Origin of the sequence: Noviherbaspirillum sp., from assembly GCF_035254865.1 — a bacterium.
In the GTDB taxonomy this organism is placed as follows: Bacteria; Pseudomonadota; Gammaproteobacteria; order Burkholderiales; family Burkholderiaceae_D; genus Noviherbaspirillum.
Map to the genome: position 1 here is coordinate 168,817 of NZ_DATFAF010000018.1, position 20,677 is coordinate 189,493.

Below are 20,677 nucleotides of genomic sequence, written 5' to 3' on the forward strand. Positions count from 1 at the left end.
CCTCTCATCCTCCACAAATTTTTGTTTTTTGCGAGGGGAGAATATTGCAAATCTATCAATCACACATGCGCGAGCACTAATGCCCTTGTAGACCCGCCGCGAGCGTGAGGAGGTGCAATCACGATTGATTAGCCTCACTTGACGTAGCAGTTTATCCCCTTTTGTTGTTTCGATAAGGCAATCTTGCGCTACCATTCCCGATTGCCTGCAAATCCACACAAAGCAACACAACTCATGATTGAAGACATCAAACGGACGCTATGGGCGACCGCCGACAAGCTGCGCGCCAACATGGACGCCGCCGAATACAAACACATTGTCCTCGGCCTCATCTTCCTGAAGTACATCTCCGATACCTTCCAGACCCGCCAGAACGAGCTGCAAGCGCGTTTCACCGCAGCGGAAGATGATTATTACCTCGAAGGCGCGACCGTCCTTGAAATCAACCAGGAACTCGAAGACCGCGACTATTACAAGGAAGTCAACGTGTTCTGGGTGCCGGAAAAAGCGCGCTGGGAGATGCTGCGCGCGAAAGCCAAGCAGGCCGACATCGGCAAACGTATTGACGACGCGCTGGCCCTCATCGAAGCCGAGAACCCGAAACTGAAGGGCATCCTCGACAAGCGGTATGCGCGCGCGCAGCTCCCGGACGGCAAGCTCGGCGAACTGGTCGATTTGATTTCCACCATCGGTTTTGGCGACAGCCGCCAGAACGCCATCGACCTGCTCGGGCAGGTGTACGAATACTTCCTTGGTCAGTTTGCCAGCGCCGAAGGCAAGAAGGGCGGCCAGTTCTACACGCCGGCTTCCATCGTGAAGACGCTGGTGGCGGTCCTGGCTCCCCATCACGGCAAGGTGTACGACCCATGCTGCGGTTCGGGCGGCATGTTCGTGCAGTCGGAGAAATTCATCGAGGCGCATGGTGGCAAGCTGGGCGACGTGTCGATATACGGGCAGGAATCCAACCCGACGACGTGGCGGCTGGCGGCGATGAATCTCGCGATTCGCGGCATCGACTTCAACCTCGGCAAGGAGCCGGCGGACACCTTCGTACGCAACCAGCATTCCGACCTGCGCGCCGATTTCGTGCTCGCCAACCCGCCGTTCAACGTCTCCGACTGGTGGCACGGTAGCCTCGAAGGCGACCCGCGCTGGGTGTACGGCACGCCGCCGCAGGGTAACGCCAACTATGCGTGGTTGCAGCACATGCAGTATCACCTGAAGCCGACAGGTCGCGCCGGCATTGTACTGGCGAACGGGTCGATGTCGTCCAGCCAGAGCAGCGAAGGCGATATCCGCCGAGCGATGGTCGATGCCGACAAGATCGAGGTGATGGTGGCGCTGCCAGGGCAGTTGTTCTTCAACACGCAGATTCCGGCCTGCCTATGGTTCCTCGCAAAGCAGAAAAAGGTACGCAAAGGTGAAGTGCTGTTTATTGATGCGCGCAAGCTTGGGCGGGCAATTAGCCGCGTCCAGGTCGAACTGACCGACGACGACATTAAGAAAATCGCGGACACCGTACATGCATGGCGCGGCGATGGCGAAACTGATGCGACCTATGCGGATGTGCCCGGGTTCTGCCGCAGCGTCACACTGGCGGAAATCGCCGAGCATGGCCATGTGCTCACGCCGGGACGGTATGTTGGTGCGGAAGAGGTGGAGGATGACGACGAGGCGTTTGCGGAGAAAATGCAGAGGCTGACCGAGAAGCTGGGCGAGCAGATGGCGAAGGGCGCGGAGTTGGATGCGCTGATTCGTCAGAAGCTGGAAGGGCTGGGGTATGAATTCTAGAACGCGACGCGTGCTGCTTCGGTCTCTGCTAATTGAAAGCAAGGACGGGGAGTGGGGCAAGGATTCTAGATTTGAGTCTAGCGTTCCGATGGCGGTTATTCGTGGAACTGATTTTGATTTGGTTGGTGCGAATTCACTGCACGGTGTTCCAGTTCGGTTTATTGCTCAGAAGGCTGTCGATAGGAAAACGCTCCGACCCTTTGACATTCTGATTGAAGCTGCTGGTGGAAGCAAAGGCCGTCCGACGGGTAAAACGGTGTTCTTGCGGCCTGGGTTGTTTGAGAACGCCTCACTACCAATTACCTGTGCTTCGTTTGCACGCTATCTGCGAATTGACGCGGCGATAGCCCATCCAGAATATATATATTGGTATTTGCAACACCTATACCGAAATGGTGTTATTGAGACCTATCAGGTGCAGCACACCGGAATTGCGCGTTTTCAATTTACTAAATTTGCAGATTCAATCGAAATTGAACTTCCGTCGCTGCAATATCAGCAGGAAATAGCAGATTTTCTAGGCTCAATGGATGTACGTATAGCGGCACTGCGAGAAACTAACGCCACCCTTGAAGCCATTGCGCAAGCCCTGTTCAAATCGTGGTTCGTGGACTTCGACCCCGTGCGCGCCAAGCAGGAAGGCCGCGCGCCGGACGGCATGGATGAAGAAACGGCCACGCTGTTCCCTGACGGGTTCAAGGAGTCGCAGTTTGGCCGCATACCACGGGGATGGACCATCGACACAATCAAGAACCGCGCGTCGAATGTCCAATACGGTTTCACACAGAGTGCTACTGCTAGACCTGTAGGCCCACACTTTCTCCGCATCACTGATATTCGCGGCGGTACCATTGACTGGAGCACCGTTCCATATTGTGAAGCGAACGCACAAGAGTGCGAAAAATACAAAGTGATGGACGGGGATATTTTCGTCGCCAGAACTGGTGCGTCGACTGGGGAAAATGTCTATGTAGTGTACCCGCCACTTGCCATCTTCGCGTCCTACTTAATTCGAATTCAATGCGAATCGCCGGCATTCGGTCGGGTTGTGGCGGAATTCATGCGCACGCGGAATTATTCTGCTCACGTAGCAGGAGTTACGGGTGGTTCCGCTCAGCCAAACGCTAACGCGCAGTCCCTTACAAGCGCAGAAATGGTGTTTCCGACAGAGGCTGTTGCGCGTGCCTTTTACGATACATTGCGGCCATTGGACCTGAAGAGGGCAGCTAACGAGCGGCAAGTTCAAACTCTATCCGTTCTCCGCGACACATTGCTTCCCCGCCTGATTTCCGGCCAGTTGCGCTTGCCAGAAGTGGAGGAGCAGCTCGGCGAGTTCGCTGGTAGTTAAACGACAAAGCATCAAGCACGTCCCTCCAACAAAAACAAAGGGAGAAACGGCGGCATGACCGAAGACCAACTTGAACAGGAAACGCTGGCATGGCTTGCCGATGTCGGCTACAGCCATCTTTATGGGCCGGATATCGCGCCGGACGGCGACGCGCCGGAGCGGAACGATTACCGGCATGTTGTACTAATCGAACGCCTGCGCGACGCCATCGCCCGCCTGAACCCATCCATTCCGCTGGTCGCACGCGAAGACGCCTTGCAGCGCGTGCTGAACCTCGACGTGCCGGCGCTGCTGTCGGCGAACCGCGCCTTCCATCAACTGCTTGTCAACGGCGTGTCGGTCGAATACCAGAAGGATGGCGAGACGCGCGGCGATTTCGTACGGTTGATGGAATTTGCCGACATCGATGCGAACGAATGGCTGGCGGTCAACCAGTTCTCCATCAAGGGTGCGCACCATACCCGCCGTCCCGACATCATCCTTTTCGTCAACGGCTTGCCGCTGGTGCTGCTGGAGCTGAAAAACCCGGCGGATGAAAACGCCGATATCTGGAAAGCCTACGACCAACTCCAGACCTACAAGGAACAGATTCCCGACGTGTTCCATTACAACGAAGTGCTGGTCATCTCGGACGGGACGGAGGCGCGCATGGGTTCGCTGTCCTCCAACGCGGAGCGTTTCCTTGCCTGGCGCACTATCGACGGGGTTGCGCTCGACCCGCTCGGCCAGTTCAGCGAGCTGGAAACGCTGGTGCGCGGTGCGCTGGCACCGGCCTATCTGCTCGATTACCTGCGCTTTTTTGTGCTGTTCGAGGATGACGGCACGCTGGTCAAGAAAATCGCCGGCTATCACCAGTTCCACGCGGTGCGCGCGGCCATCGCGCGCGTGGTGGAGGCGTCGCGCCCCGGCGGCAGCCAGAAAGGCGGCGTGGTGTGGCATACGCAGGGGTCCGGCAAGAGCATCACGATGACCTGCTTTGCCGCGCGCGTGATGCGTGACGCGGCGATGGAAAACCCGACCATCGTGGTCATCACTGACCGCAATGACCTCGACGGCCAACTTTTTGGCGTCTTCTCTTTGGCGCAAGACCTGCTGCGCGAGCAGCCGGTGCAGGCCGATACCAGGCAGGATTTGCGCGCGAAGCTGGCCAACCGGCCCTCCGGCGGCATCATTTTTGCGACCATCCAGAAGTTCATGCCGGGCGAAGATGAAGACACGTTCCCGGTCTTGTCCGACCGTCACAACATCGTTGTGATTGCCGACGAGGCGCACCGCACGCAGTACGGCTTCGAAGCCAAGTTCAAGGGGGATGCGAAGGGGTATCAGGTGGGCTATGCGCAGCACCTGCGCGATGCGCTGCCGCATGCCACCTTCGTCGCCTTCACCGGCACGCCAGTTTCCAGTGAAGACCGCGATACCCGTGCCGTGTTCGGCGACTACATCCACATCTACGACATGCAGCAGGCGCGCGACGACGGCGCGACCGTGGCCATCTATTACGAATCGCGGCTGGCCAAGCTTGGACTGAAGGAAGACGAGCTGCCGGCCATCGACGCTGAGGTGGACGAACTGGCGGAAGACGAGGAAGGCGACGAGCAGGCGAAGCTGAAGAGCAAGTGGGCGGCGCTGGAAAAGGTGGTCGGCGCGGAGCCGCGCATCAGGCAGGTGGCGACTGACCTCGTCGCCCATTTCGAGGAACGCAACAAGGCGCAGAATGGCAAGGCGATGGTGGTCGCGATGAGCCGCGAAATCTGCGTGCACCTGTATGACGCCATCGTGTCGCTGCGTCCGGAATGGCACGACCCGGACCCGGAAAAAGGGGCCATCAAGATTGTGATGACAGGCTCGGCCAGCGACAAGGCGCTGCTGCGGCCACACATCTACTCCAAGCAGGTCAAAAAACGGCTGGAAAAGCGGTTTAAAGACCCGGCAGACCCCTTGCGGCTGGTGATTGTGCGCGACATGTGGCTCACCGGTTTTGACGCACCCTGCGTGCATACGCTATATGTGGACAAGCCAATGAAGGGGCACAACCTGATGCAGGCAATTGCGCGCGTGAACCGCGTGTTCCGCGACAAGCAGGGCGGGCTGGTGGTGGACTACATCGGCATCGCCAACGACCTGAAGCAGGCGCTGAAGGAATATACGGCGAGCAACGGGCGCGGACGCCCGACCGTCGACGCGCATGAGGCATATGCGGTGCTGGAAGAAAAGCTTGATGTGCTGCGCGCCATGCTGCACGGCTTCGATTACAGCGGATTCCTGACTGGCGGGCACAAGCTGCTGGCACAGACCGCGAACCATGTGCTTGGCATCAAGGACGGCAAGAAGCGCTTCGCGGACGAGGTGTTGGCGATGTCGAAGGCGTTCACGCTGTGCTGCACGTTGGACGAAGCCAAGGTGGTGCGCGAGGAGGTCGCGTTCTTTCAGGCGGTAAAAGTGCTGTTGACCAAGAAGGACATCACCGCGAAAAAGAAGACGGATGAAGAGCGCGAACATGCGATTCGCCAAATCATCGGCTCGGCGGTGGTGTCGCAGGAAGTGGTCGATATCTTCGGCGCGGCGGGACTGGACAAGCCCAACATCGGCATTCTCGACGACGAGTTTCTGGAGGATGTGCGCAACCTGCCGGAACGCAATCTGGCGGTGGAGCTGCTGGAACGGCTACTGGAAGGCGAAATCAAGAGCAAGTTTGCCACCAACGTGGTTCAAAACAGCAAGTTTTCGGAGTTGCTGGCGAACGTCATCAAGCGCTACCAGAATCGTGCCATCGAAACGGCGCAGGTTATCGAAGAACTCATCGATATGGCGAAGAAGTTTAAGGAAGCGGCTGACCGGGGCGCGGACCTGGGCTTGAATGCGGATGAGTTGGCGTTCTACGATGCACTGGCCAACAACGAGGAGTCGGTGCGCACGCTGGGCGACGCGACGCTGAGGAAGATTGCCCACGAGCTGGCGGAAAACTTGCGCCAGAACGTGAGCGTGGATTGGGCGGTGCGCGACAGTGTGCGCGCGAAGCTTCGGCTGCTGGTCAAACGCATCCTACGCAAATACAAGTACCCGCCGGTCAAGCAGGACGAGGCGGTGCAACTGGTGCTGGAGCAGGCGGAAACGTTGAGCGCGGAATGGGCGTAAAGCGCAACAACCTTAAAATGACAAACCCTCCGCGAAGCGCAGGGGGAATTGGTTAAGAGCCAGCGGCGCTACAGCGAGTTAAAATTACATGCTTAACCAAAGGCTTTGAAGATTCGCTGACGTTAGTAAGCTTCACGCGTTTCTTGAATTCATTGAGACCGATTTCTGCCGCTAGGCGACCGATGCATTCATCAGCAAACGACGGTGTTAAGCTAAGGCTCAGAAAATCTACTTCAACCGAATCATAATCTTGAAGCATTTGAAGCAATCGCTCTCGTGCCTGTATGCCGACAGGTCTTGTACTTAGGTCCGGAGCGATGTCAGTAACTTTCACGCTAAAAGTTGAAGTCATCATCTGTCATCCCCTCGGGTAGCGGGAAACTCTTGTACACATCACCGATGTTCATCGGCACGTGAATGTCCCATTCAATAATTAACAAAGTACCATGCCACGTGTGCTTCGTGTTGAAACGACTCATCTTTCCTATCCGCAGGCTAAAACCTTCTGTACCGGATCGGACTATCAGGTTCCCGTTGTTCAGCTCCATTAGTTTCTTTGCGACGGCGAGGCCATAGCCTGAATGACCTTTTCCAGGTTTACCCGTGACACCGTATTCCGTCGCAAGTTCACAACAGTTTTCTAACTTTAATCGCGGTGCAAGCTTCTCGTTCATGGAAAGAGAAGTACGAATGCCGACACCGGTATCTGCAATCGCAATTTGCGCCTTTTTTCCTCCAGCCCACACCTGCGCACAAATTAGTCCAAAAATTCCATCTTTTACATCCGAATGGGAGTAGCAGTTGTCGACCAGTTCGCGCAGCATGGTATTCACAGAATCCAGCGTCTTTGCATCGGAACAGACCGGGGCTAACAGCTTAATAAGTGTGTCCGCAGTATCTTCCACTGTCGCTTGATCCCGCAGAACCTCAATTGGATGGTATCGCCCCGCTGCATTTCGCTGAACAACAATTTCCGGTGGAGTAAGCCCAAGCGCCTCCCATAGCATCATGGTGTTGGCATAAGGGGCAATTTTCTCGGGTAGATTAAGGCTCGACAAATTCGTAAGGCGCATCTTATGCGCCAGCGTCGCGAGATGAAACGGCTTAATAAACCGGGGTGCTGTACATTGTTTCCTGTTAGCTAATGAATGCAGTTCTTCCAGCCAAATTTCAAGTTCCGCCGGGGTCGTAAATTCCATTCGCTTCCTATGATTCGTCCGCTATAAGTGAGGAATCGATTGTATGTCTATCCCGCGTTGACTGAAAGCGCCGTCGGTAACGCTCGCGCTGTAGCCGGATCTGTAACCGTCTTGAGCCGCGGGTAATAACGCAACGCTATTTTAGCCGCCAGCAAGATAGGGGAAAGGGTATATTTTGGGGTACATCAACTAATTGACATGTCGTACACGACGTTTTCATGCGGGTTTCCAGCGTTAATGTGAGGGAAGTACTGCCACCAGAACACCATCCATAGCATTCCCAAGAAGACTGAAAATCGCCAAAGAGCCCGCAAATAGCGGGCTCTTTGCTATCTGCCAAAACTCGTGCCACGCATTTGGGCTGATTTTGCGGGAGGCTGATAATTGCGCTTTCTATGCTTCTTCCGGCGTCACGAGACCCATCACATATGAACTGCGTGTTGGTACGTCCATCTGGGAAAGCGCGCTCCGGATCAACAGCAGAGCAATGGCCCAGCCCAGCCCCGGCATGAACGGGACGAGTACCAAGAGAATATTTGCCGGCAGGTGGGTGAACACCATTGTATTGACCAGGCCAATACGGTTTGCAACTCGCACCGCCACGAGGTACGAGACAGCCGATAAGACGCCGGACCAGAAGAAAATAGTGCCGGCGACCGCAGTGGACAGCGCGAACTTTTGGAAAAGCCACAAGGCAACCAAGGATTGCACGACAAAACCGCCGCCGAACGAGTCAAGGCTGAATAGGAGTGCAAGCGTATAAACCATTTTCCTGGATCGATGACTATGCCCCCGTAGAGAAACGGCACAATAGCCAAACTGGAGCCGAATACGAAGGCACCGGCCTTTGCGAAGAACAAACCGATTTGCATAGGCAGCGATACATCCAATGTTCCGAAGATGCTTCCGGCCATCGGCAGTTGCGTGAGTGCCGCGCCATTCAAGGTGCCTTTGCTCGGCCAGCGTGGCGGCGCGCGCAGTAGCCAAGTCGGTACGCCTGCCGCGATAAATAACCAGGCAATCTCGGATTCGGTTATGACGGTCACTACCGCCAATAACAGGTAGATAACCCACAACAATCTGACCTGGCCGACGCTCTTCTCAGTTAGCTTCTTGGCGCTCATCGTAATGATGCCAATCACGGCGGCACCCACGCCGTAGAACACCGCCTGCATCCAGGGTATGCCGCCGAAGCGCACATTGGCCCAGCCCAAGGCAACGACCATGATGAACGACGGAATGACAAACGCGAGTCCCGCTGTCCGACGGAGGCAGGGAAGCCAATTCCTTCCGTGCTTTCATCAGCATTTCAAGCAACGACGCATATTCCTCCGAGCGATCAAACAAGGCCTGAAATGCAGCATTGTCTTCGGCAGAGCGAGCAGCAACATCAACCTCCCACGCTTGTCCGCCTTCGGCATTGGTTTGGGCCGCAAGGTTGGTCAACGCTTCAATATGGTTATTAATACCTGGCAAGAGATTTCATGTGGCTTGGTCTACATAATGTATGAAAATTTGCAGATAAGCTTTGAAAGTCGATTAAATGCCCACGTGACCGGCGGGCGCCTGGCGAGAACAACGGTCAAGCGAAGCGACTTTTAACGGCGGGTCCATGGCAATAATCGTTCGCATTGATGGGCGCGTCTCCCGCTCGATTAGGCATGATCCTCGCTTTCAAAAAACCTCGACGGCAGAGGATCCATGAGGGCTTCTGGCGCACAAGAGCTGTTCAGGAAAACTATTGAAGGCTTTACCCAATTCGTCAGATTCTGCATCAGGAAGGAGAATTAAAAGCAATGGCTTTTTCAATGCCGCCGGTCCATACACCGGGCGCTCAATCCTGGCCGGATTTGCCCTTTGATGCATGGAGGGATACTCTTGCAACGCTGCATATGTGGACGCAGATCGTCGGCAAGATCCGCCTCGTTCAGACACCTTTTCTCAATCACTCCTGGCATGTGACTTTGTATGTAACGGCACGCGGCCTGACGACGTCGCCCATTCCATATGGAACGCGTATTTTTGAAATCGATTTTGATTTTATCGACCACCGCCTTCGCATCCGCACGAGCGATGCACTGACCAGGGATTTCGCATTACGGCCTTGCTCGGTGGCCGACTTTTATCGTGAGTTGTTTCGCTGCCTGGCGGAAGTCGGCCTGGACATCAAAATCCACGCAATACCAAATGAGGTCCTCGATGCGATTCCGTTCGAGCAGAATTACCTCGATGCCTCCTATGATCCAGAGTACACCAACCGGTTCTGGCGAATCCTGACCCAGGTGGACCGCGTGTTTAAGCAATTTCGTACCGGCTTCATTGGCAAGTGCAGTCCAGTGCATTTTTTCTGGGGAAGCTTCGACCTTGCGCTGACGCGGTTTTCCGGACGTACGGCTCCGCCGCATCCTGGTGGCGTGCCCAATTGTCCGGACTGGGTTATTCAGGAAGCGTATTCACATGAGCTTAGCAGCTGCGGGTTCTGGCCTGGAAGCGACGCGATGCCAGCTCCAGTTTTTTATGCTTACGCGTATCCGGAGCCGGCCGGTTTCAAGACCGTGCAAATCCGGCCGGACACGGCAAGCTACGATACGACGCTCGGAGAATTCATCTTGCCTTATGCTGAGCTTAGGCAATCGCATGCGCCGGATGCAGTGCTGCTTGAATTCCTGCAGAGCGCCTACGAGGCAGCGGCAAATCTGGGGCAGTGGGACCGCGCGAGTGTTGAACGGTCGGCTTACCGCAAATAGATCGCAAGGGCTGGTTTGCGGCGGGAAATAATGATCTGTTTAGTGCGTCGCAATGGGATTGCAGCGCAGGAGGTGTGTGCTGTTGCGAACAATCAGGGCCGTTGCCATCTTCGCGGCACTTAAGGGGGTTGCGGTCTTGCTCGCCGCCACCAATATTCTGTCGCTCATCCATCGAAACGTCTGCGCGTTCGCAGCAAAGTTTATCGAACACGTCCGCTTGAACCCGGCGTCAAGGTGTCTGCGTATCGTTCTCGACGCCGCCAGTCATATGCCCGACACAAGACTTCTCCCGCTTGCTCTCGGGGCGGCCACATATGCAATAGCCTCTACTACGAGCGCAAGTGGGCCGAGGTGCTTGCCGCGTGCGGCGGGGCGATGTATTTCCCGTTTGAGTTGGTCAGCATTTTCCGAACACCCGCTCGGCACGGATTCGCGCTCCTTGTGCTCAACGTTGCTTTCGTAGTGATTATGGTCCGCGCCCTCGTTTTGCGACGCAAGCTTGCTGCGAGGGCTGATGCTGCCTAGACTTTCGCTTGCACCTCACCAGTGATTTGGCACGAGAGATTCTCCCGGTATCGGCTAGCTGGTGCCCGGGCAAACGGCGCAACGACCGTGCTGAAATGCGAGATCAGAGATTGCCTACTGCACTGGCGGCGTCCAAATGCCGAAAATCTGTTCGCGCAGCCAGCGGTTCCCTGGGTCGTTTTCCGCATTGGTGTGCCAGTATAGAAAAATGTCGTGTGCTGGCAGTTCCGCGGGAAATGGAACGATCTGATTGCCAAGGCCCTCGTTCACCGCACGCGCGAAACGTTCCGGTATCGTGAGCAGCATGTCGGAGACCTGCACCGCGTGGCTCGCCGTCAAGTAGTGCTGGCATCGCAGTTTGATTCGACGCTGGTAACCGCGCCGGGACAGTTCGTAGTCTTCGAGCGCGGGCCCGAGTCGACGCGAACTGGCGACGATGTGGTCTTGTTCAAGATAGGTCTCCATCGAAATGGATCCATGAACGGCTGGATGACCTTGGCGCGCAACGACAACCATCTTTCCTCCGCCGAGATGCTTGTGATTGATCATCTGAGTGATCGGTTGCATGATGTCGATGACTGCCGCGAGTGCCCCGCTTGCAAGCTGCGTCTGGAAGTCGGACCGGTCATAGTGGACGGCCGATATCCGGACGTTCGGCGCCACCGTTTCCATGGATTCGATCAGAGCGGGTATCAAGGATGATTCGACGATGGGGCGCATGCCGATCTTGAATTCCCGCTGGGATTCGGCCGGGTTGAATTCCGACAGCTGATTAAGCGATCCTTCGATTTCGCCCAGTGCGCGCCGGACCGGTCCAATCAATTCATGGGCCATCGCAGACGGCACCATCGCATTGCCCTTCCGAATGAACAGAGGATCACCGAGCAGGTCGCGCAAGCGGTTCAACGCGTGGCTAATCGCAGGCTGCGAAAGTTTAAGGCTATCGCTGGCGCGCGTGATGCCGCCCTCGGTATAGATGGCGTTGAACACGACAAAGAGGTTCAGGTCGATCCGGCTCAAGTTCATGAATGCCCTCATGTCAGTAGTGATCGTCCATTCATTATCTGAATAGCCTTGTTCGCACGCAAGTCATTGTTGCGGATTGAGCGGGATAGAGAAATCGGGAAGAAGCAAGCGCTTCCCGATCGTTCAGGCCTTTCGGCAGGTCATGCATGCCATGAATGACCGTCTTCGATATTAAGCATTAGTCAGGCCGTGCGCCCCACGCTAAGCTTCAGCACGCAACATCACATCACCAAAGGAAGAGGGCGTCAGATGAATCTCGAATATTCCCCCCGAGTGCTCAGTCTTCACAAGCGTGTCAAGGCGTTCCTGGACGAGCACGTCTTTCCACAGTATTCGCGCCGTGAACAGGAAATTGCGGAGAACGCGAGGAAAGGGCGTCCGTATGCGCCGTATCCGGTGCTGGAGGAGCTCAAGACGAAGGCAAAAGCAGAAGGATTGTGGAACCTCTTTCTGCCCGAATCCGAATTTGGCGCGGGTCTCACCAATCTTGAGTACGCGCCGATTGCCGAAATGATGGGAAAGCAGTATTGGGCATCCGAAGTATTCAATTGCTCCGCGCCGGATACCGGCAACATGGAAGTCCTGGTTCGTTACGGCACCGAAGAGCAAAAACGCCAATGGCTTACGCCGCTGCTGAATGGAGAAATCCGCTCGGCGTTTGCGATGACCGAGCCTGCCGTGGCGTCGTCCGACGCAACCAACATCGAATGCAGCATCAGGCGCGATGGCGATGACTACGTGATCAACGGGCGCAAGTGGTATATCACCGGCGCGGCTGCGGAAAATTGCAAGGTATTTGTGCTGATGGGTAAAACCGATCCGCACAACCCCGACCGCCATCGCCAGCAATCGATGATCCTGGTGCCCAAGGACACACCGGGCGTCACGATCGTGCGCGACATGGCGCTGTACGGTTTCATGGATCCGCCGGCGGGCCATCCTGAAGTCCTGTTTGAAAATGTCAGGGTGCCGGCGACCAACATTCTGCTGGGCGAAGGGCGCGGTTTCGAAATCGCGCAGGGGCGCCTCGGGCCTGGCCGCATTCACCATTGCATGCGCGTCGTCGGCATGGCAGAGGCGGCGCTGGAACTGATGTGCAGACGCGTGGTGTCACGCGTTGCCTTTCACAAGCCGCTGTCCGACCAAAGTGTGTGGCGCGAGCGTATTGCCAAGTCGCGCATGCTCATCGAGCAGACCCGGCTGCTGGTCTTGAATGCCGCATACAAGATGGACACCGTGGGCAACAAGGTGGCGGCAAAGGAAATTGCGATGATCAAGGTGGTGGCGCCGAACAATTGCTGCAAGGTGATTGACTGGGCGATCCAGGCGCATGGCGCGGGCGGATTCAGCCAGGATTACCTGCTGACTTCGTATTACGCCTATGCCCGTCATCTGCGCACGGCGGACGGACCGGATGAGGTTCACAGCAATGCGATCGCGAAGCAGGAGCTGGCGCCGTACCTGGCTGCTGCCCGCAAGTGAGAGCACGGGCACAGACCTCAACGCAATTTTATTTTCTGGAGAATTTTATGGGCTTGTTCGACCTGACCGGCAAGGTGGCCATTATTACCGGTTCCAGCCGAGGCATCGGCCGTGCCATTGCGGAGCAGATGGCGGCAGGCGGCGCGAAGGTGGTTGTTTCCAGTCGCAAGGCCGAGCCCTGCGAGGAAGTCGCAGCAGACATTCGCAACAACGGCGGCCAGGCGATTGCCATTCCGGCCAATATCTCCGTCAAGGCGCAGCTCGAACACTTGGTGGCGCAAACGCGTGCGCAACTCGGGCCGATCGACATCCTCGTATGCAATGCCGCCACCAATCCCTATTACGGGCCGAGCAGCGGCGTGACCGACGAAGTGTTCGACAAGATCATGCGCAACAATGTGCTGTCCAACCACTGGCTGTGCCAGGCGGTGCGCCCGGACATGGCAAAGAAGAAGGACGGCGCGATCGTGATCATTTCCTCGATCGGTGGCATGCACGGCGACGCCAACATCGGCATGTATTGCGTCTCCAAGGCCGCTGACATGCAGCTCGCGCGCAATCTTGCGGTGGAATGGGGACCGGACAATATACGGGTCAATTGCATCGCTCCGGGAGTGATCAAGACCGATTTTGCCAAGGCCATTCATGAGAATGAGGAGGTGCGCAAGATGGTGGAAAACGAGCTGCCCTTGCGTCGTCTCGGTGACCCGAACGACATCGCGGGCGTGGCGATGATGCTGGCCAGTCCGGCCGGAAAATACGTGACCGGGCAAACCATTGTTGCCGACGGCGGCTTGATGATTCGCTGAGACCGGATAGATGATGTTTGACGATGAAAATTCCGGCACCAAGTCGGTCGCGCACCAGCATCAGTTCGATGTCGAGCGACTGGAGGCTTTCCTGCGCAGGAGCCTCTGCGGATTTGAGGGACCGGTTTCAGTGCAGCAGTTCAAGGGCGGGCAGTCCAATCCGACCTACAAGCTGTCCACCCCGAATCATCACTATGTCATGCGGGCGAAACCCGGGCCCGCCGCAAGCCTGCTGCCGTCGGCGCATGCGATCGAGCGCGAATATCGTGTCCTGCAGGCACTGCATGGCAGCGGCGTCCCGGTCGCTGCGCCGTTGCTGCTATGCGAGGACGAGACGGTGATCGGCCGGGCCTTCTATCTGATGGAAATGATGGATGGGCGCGTGCTGTGGGACCCGGCCATGCCCGGCGTATCAGCCGATGAGCGCGCGCGCCTTTACGACGAGATGAACCGCGTGATCGCCGCCTTGCACAAGATCGATCATGCGGCGGTCGGGCTGGCCGATTACGGCAAGCCCGGCAACTATTTCGCGCGGCAGACCGAGCGCTGGACGAAGCAATACCGGGGCTCGGAAACCGAAGTGATCGAGGCAATGGATAATCTGATCGCCTGGTTGCCGCGGAATATGCCGGCTGACGATGGATTGGCATCCATCGTGCACGGCGATTTCCGGGTCGACAACCTGATCTTCCATGCCACGCAGCCGCGTGCGCTCGCGGTCTTGGACTGGGAATTGTCGACCTTGGGGCACCCGCTGGCGGACTTCGCCTACCATTGCATGGCATGGCGCGCTCCACGCGCCTTCCGCGGATTAGCGGGCGAGGATCTGGCTGCGCTCGGTATCCCCGATGAGCGGGCCTATGTCGAGAAATACTGCGACCGAACCGGTTTTCATATGGGTGGCAACTGGAACTTTTACCTGGCGTTCAACCTCTTCCGGCTTGCCGGCATCAATCAAGGTGTTGCCAAGCGCGCATTGGACGGCACGGCATCCAGCGAGCAGGCGCAACGGGTCGGCAAGACGACTCGCCCACTGGCGGAAATGGCGTGGTCGTACGCACAAAGGGCGGAAAAGAATCTCGCCTGAGCGATCATGCATGCCGTATGCGCGGCATGCATGATCGTGTATTAAAAACAATCATTGGACGCATTCCTTCCGTCCGCATAAGCTTTTTTCCCTTAAGCAGCGTTTGGGCGGTCCGGCATCTCGTTGCAAGACGCCCAGCCAGGCGTACTGGTTGCCTCTGCTCTCAAACGACCATGTCCGCGGTGACGCTGGTCCGGTGATCGGCGCCCGGTGCACATCCTTGACCCATTCCAGACCTTCTTGCATGTCCACTTGCACGTTGCCTGATTCCACCCGTTTTCGCAAAGCGCTCGGTGCATTTACGACCGGTGTCACGATTGTCACGACATGCGACCGTGCTGGAAGAGATGTCGGATTGACCGTGAACAGTTTCAATTCGGTGTCGATTGATCCGCCAATGGTGCTATGGAGCCTGGCCAGGAACGCCGGCAGTTTGCCGGCATTTGCCGGCGTCGACTTTTTTGCCGTGCATGTTCTCGCGGCCGACCAGGCATCGTTGTCGCACCGGTTTGCGCAACGCGGCGCGGAGAAATTTTCGGGGATGCCCGTGCAGCGAGGCCTTGCCGGATTGCCCTTGCTGGACGGTTGCGCGGCCCGTTTCGAATGCAAGAGCGTGCATCGCTATGAAGGCGGCGATCATGAAATCTTCGTCGGCGAGGTAGTCAGCTTCGTGCATTATGAACGTGCTCCGCTTGTATTCCAGGATGGAGCGTATGCGACCGTCCTGAAGAAGCTGGATGCGGCAGATTCTGCCAGCGAGCCAATGAGTTAAACGGACAAGAACGGAGACCAATCCAATGACGATTAAAAACCGCGTCACCACAATGCTTGGCGTCGAGCATCCCATTATCCAGGCGCCGATGGGGTGGATCGCCAGGGCACAGCTTGCCTTGGCGGTATCCAATGCCGGTGGAATGGGGATCATTGAAACCTCCTCCGGCGATCTGGACGCGATTCGCAACGAGATCCGCAAGATGCGAGAACTGACCGACAAGCCGTTCGGGGTCAACATTGCGTTGACTTATGTCCGCGATCCCGCGATCGTGCAATTCGTGGTCGATCAGGGAATCAAGTTCGTGACGACATCGGCCGGGGATCCGACGCGCTATTGCGCCGCTCTGAAGGCGGCAGGGCTGACGGTTTTTCATGTGGTGCCGACACTGGCCGGGGCGCTCAAGGCGGTGGCCGCCGGGGTCGACGGCCTGATTGTAGAAGGAAGCGAGGGCGGCGGTTTCAAGAATCAGCGCGACGTGACGTCCATGGTCCTGCTGCCGCTGGTGTGTTCCAAGGTCACGGTTCCGGTCGTGGCCGCGGGCGGTTTCTGCGATGGTGCAACGATGGCCGCCGCATTCGCGATGGGCGCGGAAGGCATTCAGATGGGGACGCGCATGTTGTCGTCGACCGAATCACCCGTGCACGATAACTGGAAAAGCGCCATCGTCAATGCCGAAGAGACCGATACCGTCTTCCTCAACCGCGGTGGCAAGGGACCGGCCTTGCGCGCGCTCCGCACCGAGCGTACGTCGCGCATTGAGCAACAGATTCCGGAAAGCATCATGAGCGAATTCGCCGGCGTTCAACAGTTGTACTTCGGCGGCGACATGGAGGCCGCCGTCCCGCTGACGGGGCAGGTCTGCGGACGCATCGATGCGGTGAAGTCGGTGCGTGAGATCATTGAGGAAACGGTTCGCGATTTCCATCGCGTGGTCGACGGTCTGGCGGCACGATACGGATCGGCGCGTGCGTCAAGCTGACACAGACAATTCTGAGGAAAGAACACGACAGCGACGTAGCACTCTAACTTGACGCCGCGACTTCCGATGAGGTCTACTGCACCTTGCAGAAGCAAGAGACGCATCTATCGGCGGACGACAATGGCGCAAACTTTCGACACGCTACATTTCTATCGCGACGTGCCCTCCGCATCGTCGTTTGCCGAAACGATGTCGGGACGTCAGCATCGTGAACTGCCGCGCGATTGGTGGGTCGCAATCGCTGACGTCGCCGGATCGACGCGCGCCATCGAGGCGGGAGCCTACAAGGATGTGAATACGGTTGGCGTTGCCTGCATCGCTGCCGTGCTGAACGTCGAGCCGGACATCGACCTGCCGTTTGTATTCGGCGGCGACGGAGCGACGTTCGCCTTGCCGGGAGTGTTGCGCGAACGCGTCGAACGCGCATTGCGTGGTGCGCAGAAGCTCGCGCGCGAGGCGTTCGACTTGACCTTGCGCGCAGGCGTGGTGAGCGTTGCAGATCTGGTCGACAGCGGCTATCCGGTCTGCGTCGGCAAGATGCGTCTGTCGCAGCATGTCGCCCAGGCGTCCTTTTCCGGCACCGGATGGGACGAGGCCGAACGGCGCATCAAGACGCCCGGCGCAGGCGGAGTGCTGCGCGTCGATGAGAACAATGGTGCAATGGATGCACGCTTCGACGGTTTTGAATGCCGCTGGAAGCCGTTCCCCAGCGTGCATGACCACAAGCTTTCACTGTTGGTGGTTGCACTGGCAGCGGATGCGGATCGCAAACACGAGGTCTACGAACGCGTGCTGGGCCGGATTCAGTCGATTTACGGCGATGTTCCAGCGTATCACCCCTTGCGTGCCGAGCGCATGCGGCTGGCATTCAATCCACACATGCTCTCGCATGAGCTGCGGGTTCGCACCGCAGGGCAGGGAGCGCTGCGACGCGCTGCCTATTTCGGCGAGCTCCTGTTTCGCAGCGCAGCCGGTACGTATTTGTTTGCACGCAAGCGCGATACGGCATTGACACGCTGGAGTCACTATGTCGACGAGCTGGTGGAAAATTCCGACTTTCGCAAGTTTGACGGCATGTTGCGCATGCTGATCGACGGCAGTGAAGATCAGTACGCGCAACTGCAGGAATTCCTCGACGCTGAATACCGCGCCGGTCGGCTCGCATGGGGCGCGAGCAAATCGCGCGAAGCACTCCTGACCTGCATCGTCCGTTCCTACAACGGTCAGCACATGCATTTTCTTGATGGCAGCGATGGCGGCTATGCGCTCGCGGCGCGCGACCTCAAGAAGCGTCTTGCACAAAATAAATGAGGCAAGGGTGTCGCCGCATTTGCATGCATGTTCAATCCGGTGCATGCATTGACAAGCGGTGAATGTCGAATCGCGGTAATTTCAAAAACGTTTCCGATTCACCTGTGTTGCCGACGTGCACCTGATGGCATGGTTTGCCGCGGGAACGCATACCGGCGCGCATCGATCGACATCGCTGAGGAATGCCATGGCCACGACATATCTCGACCCGGCGGAAGTGCTGGCTGCACAGAAGACACTCCGCACGCGCTTGCTCGATCATCGCAGCGCGATTTCATGGCCCGCGGGCCGGGAACTGGCAGCACGGTTGCTCCTGCATATCGATGAACCGATGGCCTGCTGGCAATTGGCGGTGGAATGGATGTGCGGTGCGTTCGATGTGGAGCGTGTCGACGGCGGTTACGCAACGCCCGCGCAGCGCACATACACGCTCGGTAGTGCAGAGGCGCGTTGCGCTGACCTGGAGATCGATTCATTGCGAGGTATCGCCATCGATAACCACGACCCGGGCGTGGCATGGATATGGTCGTCCTCGCGACCTGTCGTTTTTGCGGAGATTCCGCAAGCAAAGCGCATGAGCAGGGGCTTGCGTCAGCGTCTCATGGCGGCAGGCACGGCCTCCAAGATCGCGGTGGCCTTACGCGAAAGCGGTAAGCCATTTGCCTTGCTTTGTATCGATCACATGGAAAAGCGGCGCGATTGGACCGCTGAACAGTTTGCGTGCTTTCAAAGCCTTTCTGCCGAAGTCCTTGGCCCGATCCTGTGGACGGCGGAGCGCTTGCAGGCAGACGCATCCGCCCATGCGCACACGGGCGATATTGAGGACTTGACCCCGGCCGAGCTGAGAGTAGCCATGCTGGCGGCGACCGGCATGAGCTACAAGGAAATCGCGCGCAGTCTGAGCCGCTCCTTTTCGACGGTCGACCACCAGCTCCGCAGCATTCGCCGGAAATTGGGCGTGCAATCCTGCGCGCGATTGGCGCGTCTGCTGGCAATACGAAGCGGGACAGCCTGGCATCGCGAATATTCGCGATAGACGAGGCCTGGGGGCCGGCATATCGTTTGCCTGACGCAGCTGCGTTCCCTGCCTCGCGGCAGCGGCCATATCACACGTAAATCAGGAGACTTCAATGACAACCATGCCTCCGGCACTGGCCGGAATTCCGCACGTTACGCATCGCAGTGAAAACGAGCTTCCATTCGTCGATTTCATGGAAGGACTTGCAGTGCAGTTGCTGCAAGTGGATATTGAATCAGGACTGTGGGTCGTCCGTGCCCGGTTCGCACCGGGGCTGACCTTGCCTCGGCACAAGCATACCGGCGAAGTGTTCGCGCTGACCTTCTCGGGTTGCTGGAAATATCTCGAGTACCCCGAGGTGAACACGGCCGGATCCTACCTGTTTGAACCGGCCGGGGCAGTGCATACATTGCACGCGCCCGCCACCAATGCGGAAACGACCGAAGCATGGTTCGCGATCCGCGGTGCGAACCTGAACGTCAATGACGCAGGCGAAGTGGAGAGCGTGTGGGACGCAGGGTTTATCCGCGACACCTATCTGGCGCTCTGCAAGGAAGCCGGCCATTCCAACCCGAACGTGATCGGACTCTGACGCGAAATGCTTGTGCCGTGTTCGTCATGCTTGCGGATTCCGCATGGCGAACACGCCTGAGCTGCTAGTTTTGAATGGGCAGGTCGCGAGGCGGCATTTTCGGTTCGCTCTCCATGAACCGGTGGAGATCCGCAAAATCTGGATTGTTGGCTGGAACAGCTTGAGCGGCCGCTTCGCCTTTTTTGAGGACGAGCATCATGTTTTCCGTGCCGGTCAGGAATGCTTTGGCATTGTCACATTCGCTTGTCCGTTTTTCGGGACTGCACTGGCTGTTCAAAGGAGTCATGCTTGCCTTACCGACGGCGACCGTTAATCGCGTGCTGTCCTCATCAGCGTCTATCGTCGCGCCCGCGTCGCCCGATTCAACCATCGCCAGCGTGGTACGCACGTGGAACGGCTGATTCTTGGCAGGCCGATTAGCGCAAATGAAGCGTAGAACGCCTTGGTCGAGACGCAGCCGGCTTTCATTGGGGGAAGCGTCATCGATCATGACCCGGCTTTCCGCTCGCAGAATCAGCAGTTCGCCGAATCGCAGCCTGAGCTGAAGATGAGCGCCGGTAGCTGTCTGGTACACATCGCCGCCATGAACAAGTTGGCCGGGCAAAACGGGGATGCGAAGGCGGGTTCCTTCTTTTTGGAGAAACACCTTTCCGTGTACGATTAAGATCTCGCCCAGGGTATCGGCGGCCGCGCTCGACGCGCCGAGCGCAAGCAGAATGCTGAAAACGGCAAGTCGCAGCGGCTTCACGATCTTCTCTCCGGGATTCCTGCGAGCGCAGGCAACGAGTCTTGGCTGCGTTTTCGCACCGGACGTTGAGCGGAAAAAGTGGCAGGGCAGATTCAAGGCTCCGCC

General features: G+C 57.5%; 16 protein-coding genes and 3 pseudogenes. 13 read left to right on the forward strand and 6 right to left on the reverse strand.

What is annotated here, in order from left to right; translation table 11 throughout:
• Window positions 1–234: 234 nt before the first annotated feature.
• The 3 genes from VJ651_RS04935 (at window position 235) to VJ651_RS04945 (ending at window position 6,274) form a co-directional block, all read left to right on the forward strand.
• Complete coding sequence (locus VJ651_RS04935; protein ID WP_324106360.1) at window positions 235–1,791, forward strand: class I SAM-dependent DNA methyltransferase; 1,557 nt, start codon at window positions 235–237, stop codon at window positions 1,789–1,791.
• An 88-nt stretch (window positions 1,792–1,879) separates the two neighbouring features.
• Entirely contained in the window at window positions 1,880–3,139 is a 1,260-nt protein-coding gene (locus tag VJ651_RS04940; RefSeq protein ID WP_324106361.1) for a restriction endonuclease subunit S, read from the forward strand.
• 54 nt (window positions 3,140–3,193) lie between these two features.
• Window positions 3,194–6,274, forward strand: coding sequence for a type I restriction endonuclease subunit R (locus VJ651_RS04945; RefSeq protein WP_324106362.1), 3,081 nt, complete (start codon window positions 3,194–3,196; stop codon window positions 6,272–6,274).
• 52 nt (window positions 6,275–6,326) lie between these two features.
• On the opposite strand, the gene VJ651_RS04950 is transcribed toward VJ651_RS04945, so the two are convergent.
• From VJ651_RS04950 to VJ651_RS04965, 4 genes and pseudogenes are all read right to left on the reverse strand, one after another.
• Window positions 6,327–6,629, reverse strand: coding sequence for an STAS-like domain-containing protein (locus VJ651_RS04950; RefSeq protein ID WP_324106363.1), 303 nt, complete (start codon window positions 6,627–6,629; stop codon window positions 6,327–6,329).
• Window positions 6,610–7,473 carry an ATP-binding protein gene (locus VJ651_RS04955; protein WP_324106364.1) on the reverse strand — a complete coding sequence of 288 codons (864 nt, stop codon included), beginning with the start codon at window positions 7,471–7,473 and terminating at the stop codon, window positions 6,610–6,612. The genes VJ651_RS04950 and VJ651_RS04955 overlap by 20 nt, the downstream gene beginning before the upstream one ends.
• Before the next feature lie 393 nt (window positions 7,474–7,866).
• Complete coding sequence (locus VJ651_RS04960; RefSeq protein ID WP_324106365.1) at window positions 7,867–8,241, reverse strand: hypothetical protein; 375 nt, start codon at window positions 8,239–8,241, stop codon at window positions 7,867–7,869.
• 8 nt (window positions 8,242–8,249) lie between these two features.
• Window positions 8,250–8,729, reverse strand: a pseudogene (locus tag VJ651_RS04965) (chromate transporter); the annotation flags it as partial.
• Between the two features lie 540 nt (window positions 8,730–9,269).
• On the opposite strand from VJ651_RS04965, the gene VJ651_RS04970 reads away from it, so the two are divergent.
• Window positions 9,270–10,220, forward strand: coding sequence for a DUF5996 family protein (locus VJ651_RS04970; RefSeq protein ID WP_324106366.1), 951 nt, complete (start codon window positions 9,270–9,272; stop codon window positions 10,218–10,220).
• A gap of 52 nt (window positions 10,221–10,272) precedes the next feature.
• Window positions 10,273–10,745 (forward strand): annotated as a pseudogene (locus VJ651_RS23600) (DUF2127 domain-containing protein).
• A gap of 114 nt (window positions 10,746–10,859) precedes the next feature.
• Here VJ651_RS23600 and VJ651_RS04975 read toward each other — a convergent pair.
• Window positions 10,860–11,771 (reverse strand): LysR family transcriptional regulator, encoded by a 912-nt coding sequence (locus VJ651_RS04975; protein ID WP_324106367.1) that lies wholly within the window; start codon window positions 11,769–11,771, stop codon window positions 10,860–10,862.
• Window positions 11,772–12,020: 249 nt separating this feature from the next.
• Between VJ651_RS04975 and VJ651_RS04980 the strand changes: the two genes are divergently transcribed.
• From VJ651_RS04980 to VJ651_RS05015, 8 genes and pseudogenes are all read left to right on the forward strand, one after another.
• Window positions 12,021–13,253, forward strand: coding sequence for an acyl-CoA dehydrogenase family protein (locus tag VJ651_RS04980; protein WP_324106368.1), 1,233 nt, complete (start codon window positions 12,021–12,023; stop codon window positions 13,251–13,253).
• Between the two features lie 47 nt (window positions 13,254–13,300).
• Window positions 13,301–14,062, forward strand: coding sequence for an SDR family oxidoreductase (locus tag VJ651_RS04985; protein ID WP_324106369.1), 762 nt, complete (start codon window positions 13,301–13,303; stop codon window positions 14,060–14,062).
• Window positions 14,063–14,075: 13 nt separating this feature from the next.
• A complete protein-coding gene (locus VJ651_RS04990; protein WP_324106370.1) occupies window positions 14,076–15,149 on the forward strand; it encodes a phosphotransferase family protein in 1,074 nt (357 codons plus the stop codon).
• Window positions 15,150–15,393: 244 nt separating this feature from the next.
• Window positions 15,394–15,921 carry a flavin reductase family protein gene (locus tag VJ651_RS04995; protein ID WP_324106371.1) on the forward strand — a complete coding sequence of 176 codons (528 nt, stop codon included), beginning with the start codon at window positions 15,394–15,396 and terminating at the stop codon, window positions 15,919–15,921.
• 22 nt (window positions 15,922–15,943) lie between these two features.
• Window positions 15,944–16,903: pseudogene (locus tag VJ651_RS05000) on the forward strand (NAD(P)H-dependent flavin oxidoreductase); the annotation flags it as partial.
• 120 nt (window positions 16,904–17,023) lie between these two features.
• A complete protein-coding gene (locus VJ651_RS05005) occupies window positions 17,024–18,214 on the forward strand; it encodes a DUF3095 domain-containing protein (protein WP_324106372.1) in 1,191 nt (396 codons plus the stop codon).
• Between the two features lie 187 nt (window positions 18,215–18,401).
• Window positions 18,402–19,250, forward strand: coding sequence for a helix-turn-helix transcriptional regulator (locus VJ651_RS05010; protein WP_324106373.1), 849 nt, complete (start codon window positions 18,402–18,404; stop codon window positions 19,248–19,250).
• Between the two features lie 94 nt (window positions 19,251–19,344).
• Window positions 19,345–19,824: a 2,4'-dihydroxyacetophenone dioxygenase family protein gene (locus VJ651_RS05015; protein ID WP_324106374.1), complete on the forward strand. Its 480-nt coding sequence runs from the start codon at window positions 19,345–19,347 to the stop codon at window positions 19,822–19,824.
• A 64-nt stretch (window positions 19,825–19,888) separates the two neighbouring features.
• On the opposite strand, the gene VJ651_RS05020 is transcribed toward VJ651_RS05015, so the two are convergent.
• On the reverse strand, window positions 19,889–20,572 hold the full coding sequence (locus tag VJ651_RS05020; protein ID WP_324106375.1) for a FecR family protein: 684 nt from the start codon (window positions 20,570–20,572) through the stop codon (window positions 19,889–19,891).
• Between the last annotated feature and the right edge of the window lie 105 nt (window positions 20,573–20,677).